The organism is Flavobacterium solisilvae (assembly GCF_012911605.1).
Lineage (GTDB): Bacteria > Bacteroidota > Bacteroidia > Flavobacteriales > Flavobacteriaceae > Flavobacterium > Flavobacterium solisilvae.
In genome coordinates this window covers 108646-127147 of record NZ_JAAMPT010000206.1, presented here as the reverse complement: position 1 = coordinate 127147, position 18502 = coordinate 108646, and the positions used below count along the sequence as shown (strand labels likewise).

The 18502-nt window shown below is 32.1% G+C and carries 16 protein-coding genes; 6 read left to right on the top strand and 10 right to left on the bottom strand.

Annotated elements, in window-relative coordinates; all coding sequences use genetic code 11:
- Positions 1 to 22: 22 nt before the first annotated feature.
- From G6042_RS14555 to G6042_RS08240, 9 genes are all read right to left on the bottom strand, one after another.
- Complete coding sequence (locus G6042_RS14555) at positions 23 to 5098, bottom strand: T9SS type B sorting domain-containing protein (protein WP_169523838.1); 5076 nt, start codon at positions 5096 to 5098, stop codon at positions 23 to 25.
- 86 nt (positions 5099 to 5184) lie between these two features.
- The gene (locus G6042_RS08275; RefSeq protein ID WP_169523837.1) at positions 5185 to 6021 is read right to left on the bottom strand and encodes an ABC transporter permease; all 837 of its coding nucleotides are present in this window, start codon (positions 6019 to 6021) and stop codon (positions 5185 to 5187) included.
- Positions 6018 to 6929, bottom strand: coding sequence for an ABC transporter ATP-binding protein (locus G6042_RS08270; protein ID WP_169523836.1), 912 nt, complete (start codon positions 6927 to 6929; stop codon positions 6018 to 6020). Before G6042_RS08270 ends, G6042_RS08275 begins: the two co-directional genes overlap by 4 nt.
- 52 nt (positions 6930 to 6981) lie before the next feature.
- On the bottom strand, positions 6982 to 7266 hold the full coding sequence (locus tag G6042_RS08265; RefSeq protein ID WP_235933239.1) for a hypothetical protein: 285 nt from the start codon (positions 7264 to 7266) through the stop codon (positions 6982 to 6984).
- Between the two features lie 100 nt (positions 7267 to 7366).
- On the bottom strand, positions 7367 to 9148 hold the full coding sequence (locus G6042_RS08260) for a hypothetical protein (RefSeq protein ID WP_169523835.1): 1782 nt from the start codon (positions 9146 to 9148) through the stop codon (positions 7367 to 7369).
- A 154-nt stretch (positions 9149 to 9302) separates the two neighbouring features.
- A complete protein-coding gene (locus G6042_RS08255; RefSeq protein ID WP_169523834.1) occupies positions 9303 to 10361 on the bottom strand; it encodes a nucleoid-associated protein in 1059 nt (352 codons plus the stop codon).
- 19 nt (positions 10362 to 10380) lie between these two features.
- Positions 10381 to 10920, bottom strand: coding sequence for an IS1096 element passenger TnpR family protein (locus G6042_RS08250; RefSeq protein WP_169523833.1), 540 nt, complete (start codon positions 10918 to 10920; stop codon positions 10381 to 10383).
- Between the two features lie 105 nt (positions 10921 to 11025).
- On the bottom strand, positions 11026 to 11418 hold the full coding sequence (locus G6042_RS08245) for a hypothetical protein (protein WP_169523832.1): 393 nt from the start codon (positions 11416 to 11418) through the stop codon (positions 11026 to 11028).
- Between the two features lie 183 nt (positions 11419 to 11601).
- Complete coding sequence (locus tag G6042_RS08240) at positions 11602 to 11985, bottom strand: DoxX family protein (RefSeq protein ID WP_169523831.1); 384 nt, start codon at positions 11983 to 11985, stop codon at positions 11602 to 11604.
- A gap of 185 nt (positions 11986 to 12170) precedes the next feature.
- On the opposite strand from G6042_RS08240, the gene G6042_RS08235 reads away from it, so the two are divergent.
- The 6 genes from G6042_RS08235 (at position 12171) to G6042_RS08210 (ending at position 17964) form a co-directional block, all read left to right on the top strand.
- Entirely contained in the window at positions 12171 to 14324 is a 2154-nt protein-coding gene (locus tag G6042_RS08235; RefSeq protein ID WP_169523830.1) for a TonB-dependent receptor, read from the top strand.
- Between the two features lie 166 nt (positions 14325 to 14490).
- Positions 14491 to 15111: a tetratricopeptide repeat protein gene (locus G6042_RS08230; RefSeq protein WP_169523829.1), complete on the top strand. Its 621-nt coding sequence runs from the start codon at positions 14491 to 14493 to the stop codon at positions 15109 to 15111.
- Positions 15112 to 15157: 46 nt separating this feature from the next.
- Positions 15158 to 16498 (top strand): 2TM domain-containing protein, encoded by a 1341-nt coding sequence (locus tag G6042_RS08225; RefSeq protein WP_235933238.1) that lies wholly within the window; start codon positions 15158 to 15160, stop codon positions 16496 to 16498.
- 2 nt (positions 16499 to 16500) lie between these two features.
- Complete coding sequence (locus G6042_RS08220) at positions 16501 to 16806, top strand: 2TM domain-containing protein (protein ID WP_211161662.1); 306 nt, start codon at positions 16501 to 16503, stop codon at positions 16804 to 16806.
- Between the two features lie 2 nt (positions 16807 to 16808).
- Positions 16809 to 17117: a 2TM domain-containing protein gene (locus G6042_RS08215; RefSeq protein ID WP_169523827.1), complete on the top strand. Its 309-nt coding sequence runs from the start codon at positions 16809 to 16811 to the stop codon at positions 17115 to 17117.
- Positions 17118 to 17208: 91 nt separating this feature from the next.
- Positions 17209 to 17964: a LytR/AlgR family response regulator transcription factor gene (locus G6042_RS08210; RefSeq protein ID WP_169523826.1), complete on the top strand. Its 756-nt coding sequence runs from the start codon at positions 17209 to 17211 to the stop codon at positions 17962 to 17964.
- A 79-nt stretch (positions 17965 to 18043) separates the two neighbouring features.
- Here the strand turns inward: G6042_RS08210 and G6042_RS08205 are convergent, their stop codons facing one another.
- Entirely contained in the window at positions 18044 to 18484 is a 441-nt protein-coding gene (locus G6042_RS08205) for a hypothetical protein (RefSeq protein WP_169523825.1), read from the bottom strand.
- Between the last annotated feature and the right edge of the window lie 18 nt (positions 18485 to 18502).

Genomic DNA, 18502 nt, shown 5'->3' with positions numbered 1-18502 from the left:
TTATGGGTAATCAAAACTCAAATTATCTCTTTAAAGCAAAATGTCCTTTTGCACTTCGACCATCTTCAAATTGAATAGAATACCAATAATCATCGGATGGCATTTGACGACCATTGAAAGTTCCGTCCCAACCATTACTAATTGGTTTTATTTGAGCCAATAACTTTCCGTAGCGATCAAAAATGTAAATAATCGAGCGAGAATTTGACTGCAAAGATACTCCTTTTATATTCCAAGTGTCGTGAAAACCATCGCCATTTGGTGTAAAATATTTTGGAATTCCTAAAACAGCAGCTTGAATTGGTCCAATAGTTGCACAACCAGCAACATCTCGAATATAAATTTGATGTAATCCAAATGGAACTTGGTAGAAAAGGTTTGAACTTTGATATGGACCAGCAATATCGTCAAGCGCAAATTCATAATCTCCAGAACCATTTACATTTACTAAAATCGTATTGATATCGGTTAAATCTTGGATAACTATGCTGTCAAAAGTTGGCACTTCAGAAATTACAACTTCAATTTTTCTTGACATGACACAATTAGTACTGTTAGTAACGGTTACGTTGTAAATTCCTGGCGTTAGAACTGTTATGGCATAACTCGTTTTTCCAACTAATAAATTTCCGTTCAAATACCATTGATAAGTATAACTTGAAATTGGCGTTCCGTCAAGAATATGAGCGTCAATAGTCGTTTGTGTATCTGGATAGCAAATTAAAACTCGCTCATTTAAATCAATAATTGGAGTTGGGTTTACAATAAACGGAAGTATAACTTCGGCAGTACAATCTGTATTGGTTCTATTTTCAACTACCACACGAACATTCTGCGTTCCGCTTCTAAAAGGATTTGGCAACGGACTTGGCAATGGATTGTTGTTTTCATCAAAATAATAAACATTCATATTGGTTTGTCCGCCCAAAATAGTGGTTTCAAAATCAGTTGTGTCAAAATCTACAATTCCGTCTTGATACAAAGGATCAGCTTCGTTATCGCAATACGTTGTTGCTGAAACTGGAACCGCAAAAGCTTGTGGCAAATCGTCAACAATAAACTCTAATTGCACTTCGTCAAAACATTCTTCAGTTTGGCTCGGAGTAACATTATTGATTACTCTTACAGTTATTGTTTCACTTTGGTTTACCAATAACGGATTTGGTAATGTAGTGGTTTGCGTTCCATTTGCTCTAATATATCGCAGATTAACATTGGTTTGTCCGTTTAAAACGGTAGCTTCAATTCCAGTTGTGTCAAATCCATAAATTCCATCTTGGTCATCATCACAATGGCGAATTTGGTTGGTTGCATTTACATTATTTGCAATAGGCAATGCTTCTACAATAATTTCAAATGTTTTAAATCCATAACAAGAATTATCAATGGTACTATCGGCTCGAACCCAAATTGTTTGTGAATTTGGATACCCAATATTTCTGTAATTTGCAATGTCTGTTATGGCTAATGAATTACCATCAGCATCAGTTTCAGCAAGAAAATCGGCTTCATTTCTGTAAAAACTGATAGTGACTGTTGGCGGAAGAATGGATTGCAAACTGTTTTTTATGCTTGTAAAATTAAATGGTCCAGATATTCCATCACGATCATCATTAGTTGCATCAAGATAATCATCACATTTGTGTATGTCTTGAATTACAAAACTCGGCGGAATTTGGCTGACAGAAACTACCAAATTAATTTGTGCAACACTATAACAACCGTTTGAATTTTCTACACGAGCAAAAACGGTTGAAGTACCAGTATTGTAAACAATTGGATTGGTAATTTCTTGAGTTGTGATTTCTTGTTCGGCTGCGGTTTGCGAAGTGAAATAAGCGAAAGTTTCGTTTGCGGCATTTGCAGAAATTAAATCATTAATTTGTGTCAAATTGAAATCAGAAATTCCATCTGAATCGCTATCACATTGTTTTAATGTAATAGGTGTTGTTACAACTGGCAAAGCATAAGTTGTCAATGTAGCAGCATTGGAATACAATCCGCAAGAATTTCCAATTCTGTTTAAGAAAACACGATATTTATAACCAACCATTGTAGGCGAAACATTGGAAACCGTTAAACTAACAGTTGTTACGCCAGAATAGGTTGCATTATTAGTTAAGTTGCTCCAAGTTGTTTCATTATCGGTAGAAAGTTGCCATTGATAACTGTCAACAGCTGGAGAATCAACGGTGAAAATGGCAGTTTGTAATTCACAAACCGTAACATTGGCTGGATGTGTTGTGATGGAAATTGGCGCACCAATAGTATAATTTTGGTTAGGAATTCCATAACCGCTAGCTGAAATAACAAGTCCATCAACAATATTGGTTGGAACATCACTTCCAAGAATTCCGTCGTTGTTATTGTCTTCAAATCCAGCTTCTATGGTGTCAAAACAACCATCATCATCGCTATCCAATTCGATAAAATTCCAAATACCATCATTATCGCTATCGGCAATGGTGTAGTTTATAATGCCACTATTTGGAGAAGTTTCTAAACTATTGTGTAGACCATTTGTGCCAAAATTGCCAATCATAATTCCGTTAGTATTATTTTGATTTCCTGGACTTCCAGATTCTATGATGTCAAAAATTCCATCATTGTCTGAGTCTAAATCAAGATAATCTGGAACGCTATCACCATCAGTATCAACTGGAATAATTCCAGTTCCAAATGCATCGTCAATACCATCATTATTAGCATCGATATTGCTTCTTACAACAAAATTTGCTCCTTGACTTTCATAATAATCAGGAATAGAATCGTTGTCACTGTCATAATCGTTTTGATCAGGACTTCCATCTCCATCACTATCTTTTGGAACACAAGTAGCAACAAGTTTTAGTGAAACTCGACTAGTGTTTGAATCAGTTAGATTGGTATTAGAAATAGAAATAGTACTTATCAGATTGGCTTTTATAGAAAAAGTGCTGTTTTCTGGAGTTAATGATATACCTGTATTTAGTCTGAAACGAATTTCAAAAGAAGAAAATTGTGTTACGCCACTTTCAAAAACGCCATCATAATTGGTGTCAATTAGCAGTTGATTGTCAGGATTTAAAAGGGTAATTGTTTTGTCAACAGGACAAGATATTCTAATTTCAGTGTCTTGGCTTAATGCATTACTTGGATTAGTTAAAATCGACGCATATTCGATAGCGAGACTAATTGGATTGTTGAAATTGACTGTATAAGTTACAGAATTTCCTTTTCCAGTTGCTGCTTCGGTAACAAAATTTCCGCTTGCTTCGGCAACAAAAGGTGTTGCCGATGGTGTTACACTTCCAGCAGTGGTAACTGTTTCCAGATAAGTATTGATATAATCGCCAATTTGTATTGAACCGATAGGTGAATTGGTAAAATTAAAATTCACATCGCCATATGATTCTTGACAATTGGTTAAACCATCATTGTCATTGTCTAAATCAATATTATTATTTACGCCATCATTATCAGTATCAAGCGAACAAGAACTTACAGGAATATTGTTGGATTCAACAGGCAATCCACAACCCGAAATAGTTGCAGAAACTTTATAATATCCAGGTTGTGTTGGTATTAAAAAGTTTTCGGTTGCAGATGGAATTAAAACATCATTAAAATACCATTGAAAAGCGTCAAAAGGACTCAATGTATTTACGGATAATCTAGTATTTGGAATACAAGAATCTTGAGTTAAATCAAGTTTTGTAAAAGAAATTTCGGGCTCAAATGTAAATCCTGAATAATATCCTCCAAAAGTTGCCGCTTGTTCCGAACCATAAGCTGCGAGATAAATTTCGCTGGTTGAAAATACAGAGACATTACCTGTTAAACCTGTAATTACATAGGTTTCATAATTTGGATTTCCAGTAACAGGATTTGGACCAGTAATACTAAATGGAAGTGTATTTACAGTATAATTGTTTTCGTTTACTGTAAAATTAAGTGTTGAACCTGTTTTGGTTACTATCGTTACTCGACCGTTAAATTGTCTGTTTCCAACAAAGTTTATTTGAGGAATGTTGTCGATAATTCTAGGTGTTTGACAACTTAAAGGTGGAACAAAAAATAATTCTTGGTTTCTTTGATCTTGCGCACCATTATCACCAACACTTTGATAGGCAAAAACTCTTTTATTGGAATTAACGTATAAATTTCCGTTAGCATCAAAACTATTTCCATTTAACGGTAAATATTGACCTGCGTTCAATGTAAATACAGGCGTTGCATTTCCGTTTATAGTGATTTCGGTTCCATCTTCATCAGCAACAAGAAGTACTTTTTCTACATTGTCAATTCCAGTACTTTTTATAAAAATATATTCATTAGTATTGATTCTTTCCGCTGGAACAATTTGGTCAAAACCTAAGTCTAAATTAGCAACAGCATTACTTCCTCCAAAAGAACCACAGTTTAAAGCAATAGGTTTATCTGAAGTTACTAAGGAACCAATTAATCCATCACGATTGGCATTATTTGGTCCTTGAGCGACAATTGCATAAGTTTCTCCACTGTTCAAAACTATGCTAAACGGATTTGAACCATTTGGATTGTTATTGATTGTTACTCCGGGCTTAATATTGCTAAAATTTACGGTTGTATTATTTTCGGTAGCTAAAACAGACACAAACGTTGAGTGAATATCGATGTAGTTTGTTACATCAAGATTGGTTATTGCTCCAACTCTAAAACGATTACCCAAAGAAGCTCTTCCTTTTGAAACTAATAAACCAGCATGATTTCCTGTAGAATCAATTACTCGTAAGGTAACATAAATCATATCTTCTGCTTCAACAATATAACCTTTGTTATTGTAAACATTGGATGATGTATTGGCATCTATATAAACCTGAGAATTAGCACCAAAACCAATATCATATATAAATGGAGAACTTTTTGAAACAGTTCCTGTAATAATATTTCCTCCAAGTTCAATGATTTTAAAATTCACTGGTGTTGTTGTTGGAGTAGAAATATAGAGATATTGTTGTCCAGGAATTACCGTGGATGAACCTGCTAATGGCGGAATGTAGTGTGTTTTACTAAATTGAGAATACCCGTTTATTGAAAATAAAACAAGTACAAGCAAATAAAATAATTTCTTTTTCATTCGCTAAAATTAACAAATAAATAAGAAAACATAAAACGATTGCCTCGCTTTATGCTTTCTTTAAGATTTTATTGATTGTTAATGGATTATAAATCACGTTTTTTAATTATAATGTAAGAAGAATAAACAAAAATTGCTATCCAAATCAATACAATTAGAATAGAAGATAGATGGACATCATAATCCTTAAGTGAGTTTTCGCCAACTGCTTCTTGTAGATTTTTAACAGAATTCAGTCTTGTAAATGGTTCAATGAGTAAATTACTCATGGATTCTAATGGCATAAAAGCATATACATCATCTACTTTTGGGTTTTTGTTGTAAATGTTGAATTTTAAAATTCCATAAGAAATTTTTTCAAAAATAAACCAAATAAATAGCGAACCCAATGCAAAAGCGGATCGTTTTATTAAAACTCCAAGAAATAAACAGAACGAGAAAAAACCTAATAGTTTAACAAAATAGGCAAGAAGATATTCTAAATCTGAGAAAACAATTCCAATTTCGGTGTAGGACGAAAATCCATATCCCAAAAATAACGACATTACAAATACAAAAAGCGTAGAGATTCCAGCAAAAAGAACTATAGTTAAGAATTTTGACAAAATCAATTCTTTTTTGCTCATTCCATCAATGAGATTTTGTTTTAAAGTTCCATAACTGTACTCGTTTGCCATCATAGAAACGATAATAACGGCTAAAAATATTTTTAAAAAGGAAGCAATGTAAGTATTGAAATGCCAAATATATGGGAAATTGAAAATCCCCATTTCGGCTAAATGAAATTTAAAAATTCCAATGTCAAATTTTATAGAAGCTATTAAAGCAATAAAAGAAAGAATAACAAAATATCCAATGGTTAATACTTTGCTGGCACGATTTTTCCAGATTTTTTGAAGTTCTATGGCTAATAAACGTTTCATGATTGAGTTTCGGTTGAATTGGTTAATGTAAGGAATTGTTCTTCCAAGCTTTGCTTTCTTTTTACCAAATGGTTTAAAGAAATTCCTTTTTCAAAGAAAAATCCATTTAGTTCAGCAGAATCAACTTGGGTTTTAAAATGAGCAATGATTTTTTCCTCATTATTTTCATAATTGTCCAATTCAGGATGATTTTTTAATGCTTCAATAAGTTTTTGATTGTTATTGCTTTGTAATTCAAAATAGGCATTATGACTAACCATTTCATCTACTTTGCCGTTGTATAAGATTTTACCAAAGCGCAAAACCAAAACATGGCTACATACTTTTTCTACTTCATCAAGAAGATGAGAAGCCAATAAAATAGTTGTTCCTTGAGAAGCAATAAGACGAATGATATCGCGAACTTGATGAATTCCTTGTGGATCTAAACCATTAGTTGGTTCGTCGAGAATTAGAATTTCGGGATCGTTTAATAAAGCCGAAGCTATGGCTAAACGCTGTTTCATTCCCAAAGAAAAAGTTTTGAATTTACTGTTTTTTCGGTCGATTAGTCCAACAATTTCCAGCTTTTCATCTACTTTTTTATAGTCAACACCTTTAATTTTGCAAACCAATTCTAGGTTTTCTTTTGCAGACATGTAAGGATAAAAGTTGGGACGTTCAATGATAGCGCCAACTTTTTTTAACGCATCATGAGTTTCTAGTTTTCCACCAAACCAGCTGTATTCGCCTGAAGTTTTGTTTACAACATTAAGAACTATTCCTAATGTTGTGGATTTTCCACTACCGTTTGGACCTAAAATTCCATAGACATTGCCTTTGTAAATGTCGAGTGACACATCATTTACAGCATGAACTTTGCCATATTTTTTGTGTAGATTTTTGATTGAAAGGATTGAATTCTCCAAGATTTTTTTGATTAAGGATTTAATGTAAGACGATTATATCCTTAATTTGTTACTATTCTTTTTTTGAGTAATAAAATCTTTTTACAAATTCTTTTTTTAAATTCAGATACGATAAAGTTTCATTGATTTCTTTCAATTCATTGGTCAAAGCAGTTTTTTTTCCAATTTTATCGTTAGTAACTTGTAATTTGCAATAGGAACATTCAAATTCGCTAAAGTGAATATTTACTTTTTTGGTTTCAATAAACTGATGTCCAAAAATTATACACACAATTTTTTTGCCTAATAAATTTTTAGAATACCTTTTAATTTTCATGTTTTCTATTTTTTTCGGCATTTAAAAATAGTTTAAAATACGATAAAAGTTATAAAATAATCGATGAAATGCGTTTTTTAATAAAAAATATAAGTTTTAACTTATTTAAAATTAATAAAAATTATTTATATGAAACAATGCTAGGTTGACCAATTTCATAGTCGGGAAGAGACAAATCATTGTTCTTATAACTATTAGTATTGAAAACATTTGTTCCTTCAAAAGGTATTTTTGGATAAAAAGACAATGAAATTTGGAAACTGTTAAAAACCAAATAATCATTATTAATCAACACGCCAATACTAAATTTTGATAACAAACTATTGTTTAAAAATTTGTCGGTTTCATTGCCAAGCATTCCAAGTGTCATATTATAAAAAGGACTAAAACGAAATCCGTGCCAACTTCCAGGAACGTAGGTTTGGGTTTGTAAAGTAATTGTTGCTTTTCTAATTCCGCTAATTAACGGATTGTTAAAACCTTGAATACCATCTTCATCACCAAGTGTTACTCTGTCTTTTAAAATTGAAACGCGATGGTTTCCAATAACTAAATTGGATTTTATAAACTGTCTAATTTTCCAATCGCCCATAGATAGTAAATTGGTAAAATAATTTGCTTCGATTTTAAATGTAGTTTCTTTAGAATCTCTTCCATGAAAAAAACTTCCCCATTCTGAATTAATTCCAAGATAACCAAAATCAAAATAGTTTCCATAGGCAAATCGTCCGCCAAAATAAGCTCGTTTTTGATTGTTTTTATTCTGAAATCCACCCGTTATGGAATAGACTTGACCATAAGGAATGTCTTCAATAATGCCAAAATTGAAAAGATACTTGTCCTCAGCAAATTTTCGTGTATTGATACCAATACTTGTCAAATACAATTCTTCATTTGCAAAAAATTGATTAGGATCAAGTTCAGTTGATGGTGTTTTTATATAATTTACATTTTTGTAGCCAATGGTTGTAACCAAATTAGTTGTTCTGTAATCTTCGGTTTTTCCACCAAAAATTTTAAAAGCATGTCCAAACCAAAAGTCACGCGTTTCATTTTTAAAACTAACAATTTCAAACTCGTTTGTTGGGTTTGGTAGCGAGTCCGAAAAAGCTCTGTTTTCCAGAAAAATGCCGCCAGCAAAACGAGTTAATGGCGAGAAAAATAATCGTTCCACTCGAATGCTTTTTGAAATGTTTTTTTCTAACGATTCGTTGTAGTTTAAAGTAACATTAGTAAACGAATTTTTAATATTTCTAATTAAATAACGAGAATTATGAGCGTTGCTTTTATCGGAAAAACGCTGTGTGAAATCGTGCGATAGTTCATGACCAAGACCAAAAACGTTTCGTTCAGCTATTTCAAAATTTGCTCTTGAACCCGAAATTGCGCCTGTTGGAATTAAACTCCAAGAATCAAGAACTCTAATAGAAATATCTACAGAATCCTTGCTGTTTCCAATAGCAACTGGTTTAATAACAACACTTCTTACAAACCTTTGACGTCTAATTAAACGTTCAGATTCTTTAGCGGTTATAGAATCTAGAGGTTCATTTTTTTTAAATAATAAAAGATTTCTAATAGTGAACTTTTTAGATTTAGCATGAAAAGCATTTCCAAATTTCTCAATTCCTTTATCGGGTTGATCTTTAGTATTATCAACTGAATATCCAAACGGATCAAGCGTTTCGATGTTTATGTTTCTAATGATTTTGCCTTCGTGTTTATCAAACGCTTTTTTTAGATAATATCTTTGAGTTGACGCTTTTTTGGAAGGTTTTGATTTTCTAGTTGATTTGAATAATAATCGATGAACAAATTTTCCGAACTTTGATTTTCTTGAAAATTTTTCAATGTCTTTGTAAACTTTTGCTGAGTCTTTTGCAACTGTTTGTTGTGCTGTCATATTTTGACAACAAAAGAAAAGTAGAAGTAAAACCAAAAGTTTCTTTATCATTATTTTGGCGAAATAACACGAAAGATATAAATAAACATTAGAAATAAAAAAATCCTCAATCGTTTTTAACAATTGAGGATTTTTCTTAAAATTGATTAACTGCTTAACTTTTTTGTTCTTTGTTGAAATAAACTAAGTAGTAATACATTTGTTTTTCTTCGTCCCAACCTTTTTCTACAAATTTTTCAGCACTTTCTGGATTGATAAAATCCAGTTTTATTTGAATATTGGTGTCTAAATTGATTACGTTTTTTATCGATTTTCGAGCATCACTAACCGCAGCATTTGCTATTGGAAAAGTAGTGATGTCTTCAATACTGAATTTTTCACCTTTATCTACTTTGTAGTTTTTAAATTCTGGAATTAAATCAGGATTATCCAATACTTCGTTTAGGAATTTTGTTTCTTCAAATTCATCGTTTTTAGCAAAATGATTCACAGCACGGTTCATGAACATTACTTCTTCTTTCTTGTCTTCGGCAGGAAGAACAACGTCTTTGGCAAAGCTTTGACAGAATTTCAAGTACTTTTTAGTATAGAAATTTTCGTCTTGAAAAGCATCAACCGAAAGAAAATGTTCCAACCAATATCTTGCATCATAACGATTACTATCAACTGTGAGGATTTTATAACCTTCTTCTTTTTTGTGATTAAAAATCAAACAACCTTTATCAAGTTTGTTAAGGTTAATTCCTTGTTGTAAAATCATTTCCAGATTTTTATCTTTCTCTTCAAATTGAAGAAAATCCGTTTTGATTTCACTTTTAAAAACACCAATGGCATCTACAACATTGTTGTCAATCGATACATTGGTTAAATAAGTAATATAAACTTCTCCGTTTTTAATATGCGGATGATTGGATTGTTCAAAAAGATGTTTGGTTATTTTTTTTGAAACTTCATGAAAATCACTTGGATTTGTAAAAATTTCAGATGCTAAATTGAACATATCGTTGTATTCCAAATCTACATCATGAGCAAACTGAAAATAGTTTTCTTCTTTTTCACGAAACGATTTAAAGAAAAATTCCTTCAATAATGGCATGATTTCGTCATTCAGTTGATACGGTTCATCTGAAAGAAAAATAGCTTCGTTGCGGCTTTTATTTCCCACTCTATGAATGGAAAGCGTTTCTACATGGGTATTAAACAGGTTTATCATTTATCGGTTATTCTAATTTTTAATTCCAATTTTCTTCAAATCCATAGTCTTCAAAGCTATCATCGCCACCAAACATATCTAAATCGTCTTCATCTAAATCGTCTTCAAATTCTGAGTATAAATCATCATCATTGTCAGCTTCAAATTTTTTCTCAACCGCTTCGGCTGGCAATTCTCCGTGAGAGAACAAAAGACTTGGATAGGTTACGCCAGTTTCTGCTTCTTCAATCGCAGCCAATTCAACCAAAAATGTCCACATATTGATAAAATCATAAACGTAGATAATTTTTGTTTGGTCTTCGCTTAATAAGTCATTGAGTTGATAATCACTCATTGTTTTTTGTTCACCAGGAACATCACCAGAGTCAAACATTGGAATTTCGTCTTCTTGATTCCAAGTATCGTCACAGGTGTAGAAGGAAGCAACTTCCATTCCGTCAAAACCAAAAGCATTAACGATGGCGTTGTGTAAATCTTCTAAAGTATCCTCTTCGTTTATTGCAATATCTCTGAATACATCTTCTTCAGCATCAAGTATTGCTCTGAATTTATAAATCATAATCCTTTTTTTTTGAGCCAACAAAGGTAAAATATAATTTTAGGAAATCGGTTTATGATTTGTGATTTGTTGATAACAAATTATGCTAAAAAAATGTTGAATAGATTATTTCTTTTGACAGCACAAATCCGACATTTTTATAAACGTATGATGAATTGATTTTAAGGTTTCAAAAATCTCGTTGTTTGAAGCTTTGTTCTCTACTAATTCTTTGATGCTTTTGCTTTCTCTTTTTAGTTTTACTAATGCTTCAATAGTTTTAGGTTGTCTAAAATTTTGGGGCATGTTTTCAATACAAAGTTTTTCGGCATCTTTAGAAAGAGTTGTTGCGTAATTTTTGATAGGATTAAAATCTCCTTTTTTTGCTGATTTGTATGACTTTGTCATCAGCTCGTGGTAGTTTTTAATTTCGGGCCACATTTGAATGATTACTTGTGCATTGCCCGAATTCATTGAGAATATCGCAGCAAACGTAAGTAGCGATTTGATAATTTTCATTTGGTAGGTTAGTTTTTTGAAGTTGCAATGCTAATGAAAATTATTTAATAATACTGTTAAGATTAGATTTTTGTTTTGGCAATTTTTTGATGTAATTCGTCAACTTGTTGAAGAACAGCACAACAATTGTTTTAAAATAAAATTCGTCCTGAAAACAATCAATTTTCAGGACGAATGAAATTTTTAGTCCCAAGTATTTTGAGAAGAAATAGCATGTTTTCCTGCGCCTGTAAAAAATAAAGCTACAGCACCAAGAAGGTATAACATTAATAATTCGTTGGCATATCCGCCGTGTTCTGAAAGTGAAAAAAGTTCGTTGCTGTGAGCAACTCCAACGGCTACAATACAATTGATAGCTAAGATTACAGCGGCAATTCGTGTTCGCCAGCCAATTAAAATAGCCAAAGGAGCCAAAACTTCTCCAATATAAACGGCATAGCCAAATGTTCCCATCGATTGAACAAGAAATTCAATGCCATGCATCAATTTTGCAACGCCGTGAAAAAGCATTAATCCGCCAACGCTAATTCGAAGGAATAATAATCCGAGGTCAGTGTTTTTACCCATTTTTTATTTTGTTTTTTGGTTTGAAAAATAAAGATACAAAAAGAAGTGATAAAAGTTATAGACCGAATATTTTTCTTTAAAAATAAAACAACAACACTTCATCCACTAATTTCTACAGTTCGGTAAATAAATATTTTATAGTTTTTGTTCTTCATGCAATTTTGTCCTATCAAAATACAACCACTATGAAAACTTTTTACACCTTTATCTTATTCTTTTTAAGCTTTACTGTTTTAGCTCAAAACGAAATTTCTGGAACTGTTCTTGACGAAAAAAACAAACCTATTGCTGGTGCCAATATTTATATTGATGGTACTTATGATGGCGCAACATCCGATGAAAATGGGAAGTTTAGCTTTTCAACGACAACAACTGGTAATCAAACTTTGGTCATTAGTTTTGTGACTTATGAAACACTTTCAATAGCTATAGATGTAGCAAATTATAAAAACAAAACGGTAAAACTTAGAGAAAGTGTAAATTCTCTTGATGCGGTAATTGTTACTGCAGGAACATTTGATGCAGGCGAAAAAGCACGAATTTCAGTTTTAAAACCACTAGATATTGTAACAACTGCTGGTGCAATGGGCGATATTGTTTCGGCGTTGCAAACCTTGCCAGGAACAAATACTGTTGGCGAAGATGGACGACTTTTTGTTCGTGGTGGCGAAGCCGATGAAACTCAAACCTTTGTTGACGGAATTCGAGTGGCGCAACCTTATGGTGCAACAACGGCAAATGTGCCAACTCGTGGACGATTTTCGCCATTTCTTTTTAGTGGAATGTCGTTTTCAACTGGTGGTTATTCTGCAGAATATGGCGAAGCGCTTTCAAGTGTTTTGTTGTTAAATACTCAAGATGAAATGGTGGAAGAAAAAACAGATATTTCCTTGATGACGGTTGGTTTAGGATTGGCAAATACTCAAAAATGGGGAAAAAACTCCATCTCTTTCAACACAGCTTACATCAATTTAGAACCGTATCAAAGATTAATTCCACAAAACGCTGATTGGAACAAACCGTTTCAATCACTTTCGGGCGAAGCGGTTTATCGGCATGATTTTGAAAATGGTTTATTCAAATTATACGCAGCTTTTGACGCTTCGCAGTTTGATATCAATCAAGAAAGCATCAATTCTACAACAAAAACCAGAGTAGATTTAAACAACAATAATTTTTATTTGAATGCTTCCTATAAAGCAAATCTTAGTAATCATTGGCAATTATTTTCTGGATTGAGCTATGGTTATGGGCAAAATAAAATTGGTCTCGATGTAAACGATGTCGAAAATAACGAACATTCATCACACCTAAAAATGCGATTGAAAAAATCGTTTTCCGATAGAGTAAAGTTGACTTTTGGTGCGGATTATTTCATTACTAAGTTTGATGAAAGCTTTAATTCAAATGAAGATTTTACATTCAAAAGTGGATACAATGCTAATATTGCTGCAACTTATGCCGAAACCGATATTTTCTTCTCTAAAAAGTTTGCCGGAAAACTAGGTGTTCGTTTATCTAACAATGATTTACTAGAAGAAACAGTTGTGTCGCCAAGAGCTTCATTAGCTTACAAAGTTTCTAAAAGTGGACAGTTTTCATTGGCTTATGGAAGTTTTACGCAAGCACCAAGACAAGATTATTTAAAATATGCCGATTATTTAAGCAGCGAAAAAGCAGACCATTATATTTTAAACTTTTTGTATAATAAAAACCGCAAATTGTTTAGAGCTGAAGCTTACTATAAAAAATACAGCGATTTAGTAAAATTTGACACCAATGTTTCTCAGTTTGATAGTCAGTTTACCAATGCAGGTTCGGGTTACGCAAAAGGTTTTGAAATGCTTTGGAGAGACAACAGCACGATTAAAAATTTAGAATATTGGGTTTCTTATTCATATATCGATACGCAAAGAGATTATAAAAATTATCCAACAACTGTTACACCAAATTTTGTTGCAAATCATAGTTTGAGTGTAGTTTCTAAATGGTGGATAAATAAATTAAAATCGCAATTAAGTATTACCAATAGTTTTTCTTCTGGAAGACCATACAACAATCCAAATGAAGCTAATTTCATGGCATCAAAAACAAAAAGTTACAACAATTTAAGTTTGGGTTGGGCATATTTACTTTCGCAACAAAAGATTTTGTATGTATCAGTTTCTAATGTTTTAGCAACGCAAAATGTTTTTGGTTATGAATATGCAAATACTGTAAATACGAATGGCATTTACGAAAGAAGAGAAATTCGTCCAACGGCAGATCAGTTTTTCTTTGTAGGTTTCTTTTGGACCATCAGCGATAACAAAAAAGATAATCAGTTGAATAATTTGTAATAGTAAAAAGTAGTACAGCTAATTACTATTCACTAAAAAAAAACAATTCATCCATCAAAATCAACAGTTCGGTAAGAATAAGTTTTATAGGAATACAATCCGAGATACTTTTGAAGTGTAATTAAAAACAAAGTTTCAATTCATCAATAATTAAAAATTAAAAATCATGAAAACAATTATCACCATTACCGCATTTTTTGTTTGCTCAATGTTAGCAGCACAAACCCAATATGAAACAGGAATGCAAAAAGCATTATCACTTTGGGGCGAAGGGAAACCAGCAGAAGCAACCGCTTTATTTGAAAGAATTGCATCGGCAGAAAAAACAAATTGGTTGCCAAGTTACTACATCGGGATGATTAATGCTATCGAAGCATTTAATCCAAAAAACAGAGAAAAAGCAACCGCTTTAATCGAAAAAGCTCAAAATGCTGTTGACAACGCAACGTTGATTTCGCCTAACAATGCCGAAATTATGGTATTACAAGCAATGGTTTATACAGCAGTTTTAGTCCAGGATCCAATGACAAACGGGATGAAATATTCAGGATTAGCAATGGAACAATATTATAAAGCATTAGCCATTGCGCCAAACAATCCAAGAGTAGTTTTTAGCAAAGCCGAATTTGAAATTGGCGGAGCAAAATGGTCTGGAGCTGACACAAAACCAATGTGCGAACAAATAGCAAAATCAATCGAATTATTTGCTACTTTTAAACCTGAGACAGCTTTTCATCCAAATTGGGGTTTAGACAGAGCAAACGAAGCTTTGAAAAACTGTAAATAATTAGGAGATATTATTTTATAAAAGTCTCATTTTAAAAAAATTAGTCATGATACAAAGATTAATCAGAGAGTTCATCAAAGCAGTAGTTATCGCTTTTGTAATTTTTATGGTACTATTGGGAATTCGATTTGTAGTTGGTAGCAGTATCGCTTTCGATTATACAATGCTGACTAACTTTGGTTATACAATGATGTATGGAGTGGTTTTGTATCTTATCAATGCCGCAGTTTTTATGCGATTAGATAAAATTTTTAAAGCCGATAGATTTACACCAAAAAGAATAATAGTCGGTTTTATTTCTTCATTCGTTGTAACGATAGTCGCCATTTTTTTACTGAGAGTTTTTGAAGATGTAATCATAGAAGGAAGCACTTTTGCAGCGTTTTTCAAAAAAGAAACCATGGCAAACTATTTGGTCGCTTCGGTTATAACTTTAATTGTAACGCTTGCAATTCACGCTTTCTATTTCTACAAAGCGTATAACGAAAATCGAGTAAAAGAACAAAAAGTTATCGCCGGAACAGCATCGGCTAAATTTGAGAGTTTAAAAAATCAAATCGATCCTCATTTTTTGTTCAACAGCTTGAATGTGCTGAGTTCTTTGATAGAAGAAAATCCAGATAATGCACAACGATTTACAACTTCGTTATCTAAAATCTACCGCTATGTTTTGGAACAAAAAGACAAAGAATTGGTTTCGGTAGAAGAAGAATTACAGTTTGCTAAAACGTATATGAATTTGTTGAAAATGCGTTTTGAAAACAGCATTAGCTACGAAATTCCAACCGATTTTGAGAATGCAGAAGCCAAAGTTGTTCCGTTGTCATTACAACTTTTATTGGAAAATACCATTAAACACAATGTAGTTAGCGAGCAAAAACCGCTTCACATTAAAATTTATATTGAAAACAATTATTTAATCATTGAGAATAATTTACAAAAGAAAGAAGTGCTGCAAGATAGAAAAGGCGTTGGACTGCAGAACATCGTCAATCGCTATGCATTAATTTCGGAAAGAAAAGTTTTGGTGGAAGAAACATCAGAAGTTTTTAAAGTAAAAATTCCAATTTTAACTAAACAAATCGTCATCATGGAAACACAAAATATTTATAACGAAAATATGGCTTATGCCAAAGCAAAAGACAGAGTAGATCAATTAAAAGGATTTTATGGCAACTTGATTTCTTACTGTTTTGTAATCCCAATTTTGATTTTTATCAATTTAAGTACCACAAAATTTCAATGGTTTTGGTTCCCAATGTTAGGTTGGGGAATGGGCGTAACGTTTCACGCACTCGAAGTTTTTGGTTACGGAAAAAACTGGGAAGAACGAAAAATTAGAGAAATTCTAGAAAAAGACAACAATCAAAATAACAAATGGAAATAGTCATGGAAATAAAAGAAACTGAATACGAACGATACCAAAAAGCCAAAAAGCGAGTGCAAGAAATCAAAGGTTTTTATTCACATTTGGCTTCCTATATACTGGTAATGATTGTGTTAATTTTTATCAATTTAAGATATTCACCACAGTATTTATGGTTCGTTTGGACATTATTAGGTTGGGGAATTGGACTATTAGTTCATGCAATAATGGTTTTTAATATTTTTACTTTCATAGGTAAAGATTGGGAAGAAAAAAAGATTAAAGAATTTATGGACGAAGAAAAATCAAGAGACAAATACTACGAATAATCATGGAAAACAGAGACGAAATTAGATATCAAGAAGCTGCAAAACGTGTTAAAAAAATCAAAGGATTTTATTCACATCTTGGCGTTTATATTGTGGTGAACATTATGATTTTTATACTAAATGCTCAAAGTGTAAATGAAGGCGAAAGTTATTTTCAATGGAAAACATTAACAACACCATTCTTTTGGGGAATTGGATTAGTAGCTCACGGACTTTCAGTTTTTCTTCCATCGATGATTTTGGGTGAAAACTGGGAAGAAAAGAAAATCAAAGAATTAATGGAAAAAGAAAAGAACAATAAATGGGAGTAATTCCAGTTGTCAGTTCTCAGTTTTAAGTTCACAGTTGTCACTTCAAGCGCATTCGAGAAACCAAATAACCAAATCCACAAATAACCAAAACATGAACATCATCATCATAGAAGACGAAAAGCCAGCCGCACGACTACTGCAACGAAAGATCGAAAAATTAGGATTAGACGTAAAAACAATGTTACATTCAGTAGAAGAAGCCGTTACTTGGTTTAATTCCAATCAACATCCCGATTTAATTTTTCTGGATATTCAACTTTCCGATGGATTGTCGTTTGAAATATTTGAGCAAATCGACATTAAAAGTGCCGTGATTTTTACCACGGCTTATGATGAATATGCGTTGCGAGCATTTAAACTGAACAGTATTGATTATTTACTGAAACCGATTGACGAAGACGATTTGGAAATTGCAATTAACAAATTCAAAAATCAATTTCAAAAAAGTTTGGTTACCAGTTTGGATTTTGAAGCGATCAAGCGAATGTTGATCAACCCAATTGACAGAGAATACAAAAAACGCTTCACGATAAAAATGGGACAACAACTGAAAATGATTGCCATTGAAGAAGTTGAGTGTTTCTATAGCGAAAACAAAGGAACGTATTTGCATACGTTAGACAATCGCGATTATTTGTTAGACAACACTTTGGAACAACTCGAAACCGAACTCGATCCAAAAGACTTTTACCGTGTTTCAAGAAAATTCATTATCCCGATGAAAGCGATTAAGGAAATTCAGTTGCACAGTAATTCCCGACTGAAAGTGATTTTACCAACCTACAAAGACGATGAGGTAATTGTTGCTCGCGAACGCGTGAATGATTTTAAGGAATGGCTGGGGTAATGTTTACCTTCTCCAAGTTTATGGTTTAATTTTTTGATGAATAATAAAAAAAATAGAATAAATTATTGAGTGAATACTTTTAATATTCGTTATCTTGATTTGAAAGATATTCATCTTTTTCTAATAAATAATTTTCTATAATTTCTTCTTCGGTAATTAATTCATATTGATAACTAAAAATTATTGAAGCAGTTTTTTGGTTACTTAAATTATATTTTTTTGAAATAGTGTCAATTACTTTTTCATAATAATCTGAATTGTTATTATAAACAAAAGCTAAAGATGTTTTATCATAATAATCTTTTAAAACAGAATTGACTTGCTTAAGAGGAATGTTTTTACTTATAGATAATAAAGTGATTTTTTCTACATCATCCATAAAGAGGTTTTCTTCACTATGATTTTTTGAAGTTTTAACTTGTTTTTTTTCCGTTATTGAAGTCTCTTTATTATGTTTTTCACAAGAGGTAATTATTAAGTAAACAATAATTATTAATATTTTACTAGTTTCTTTTCTCATTGATATTTTAATATGCTT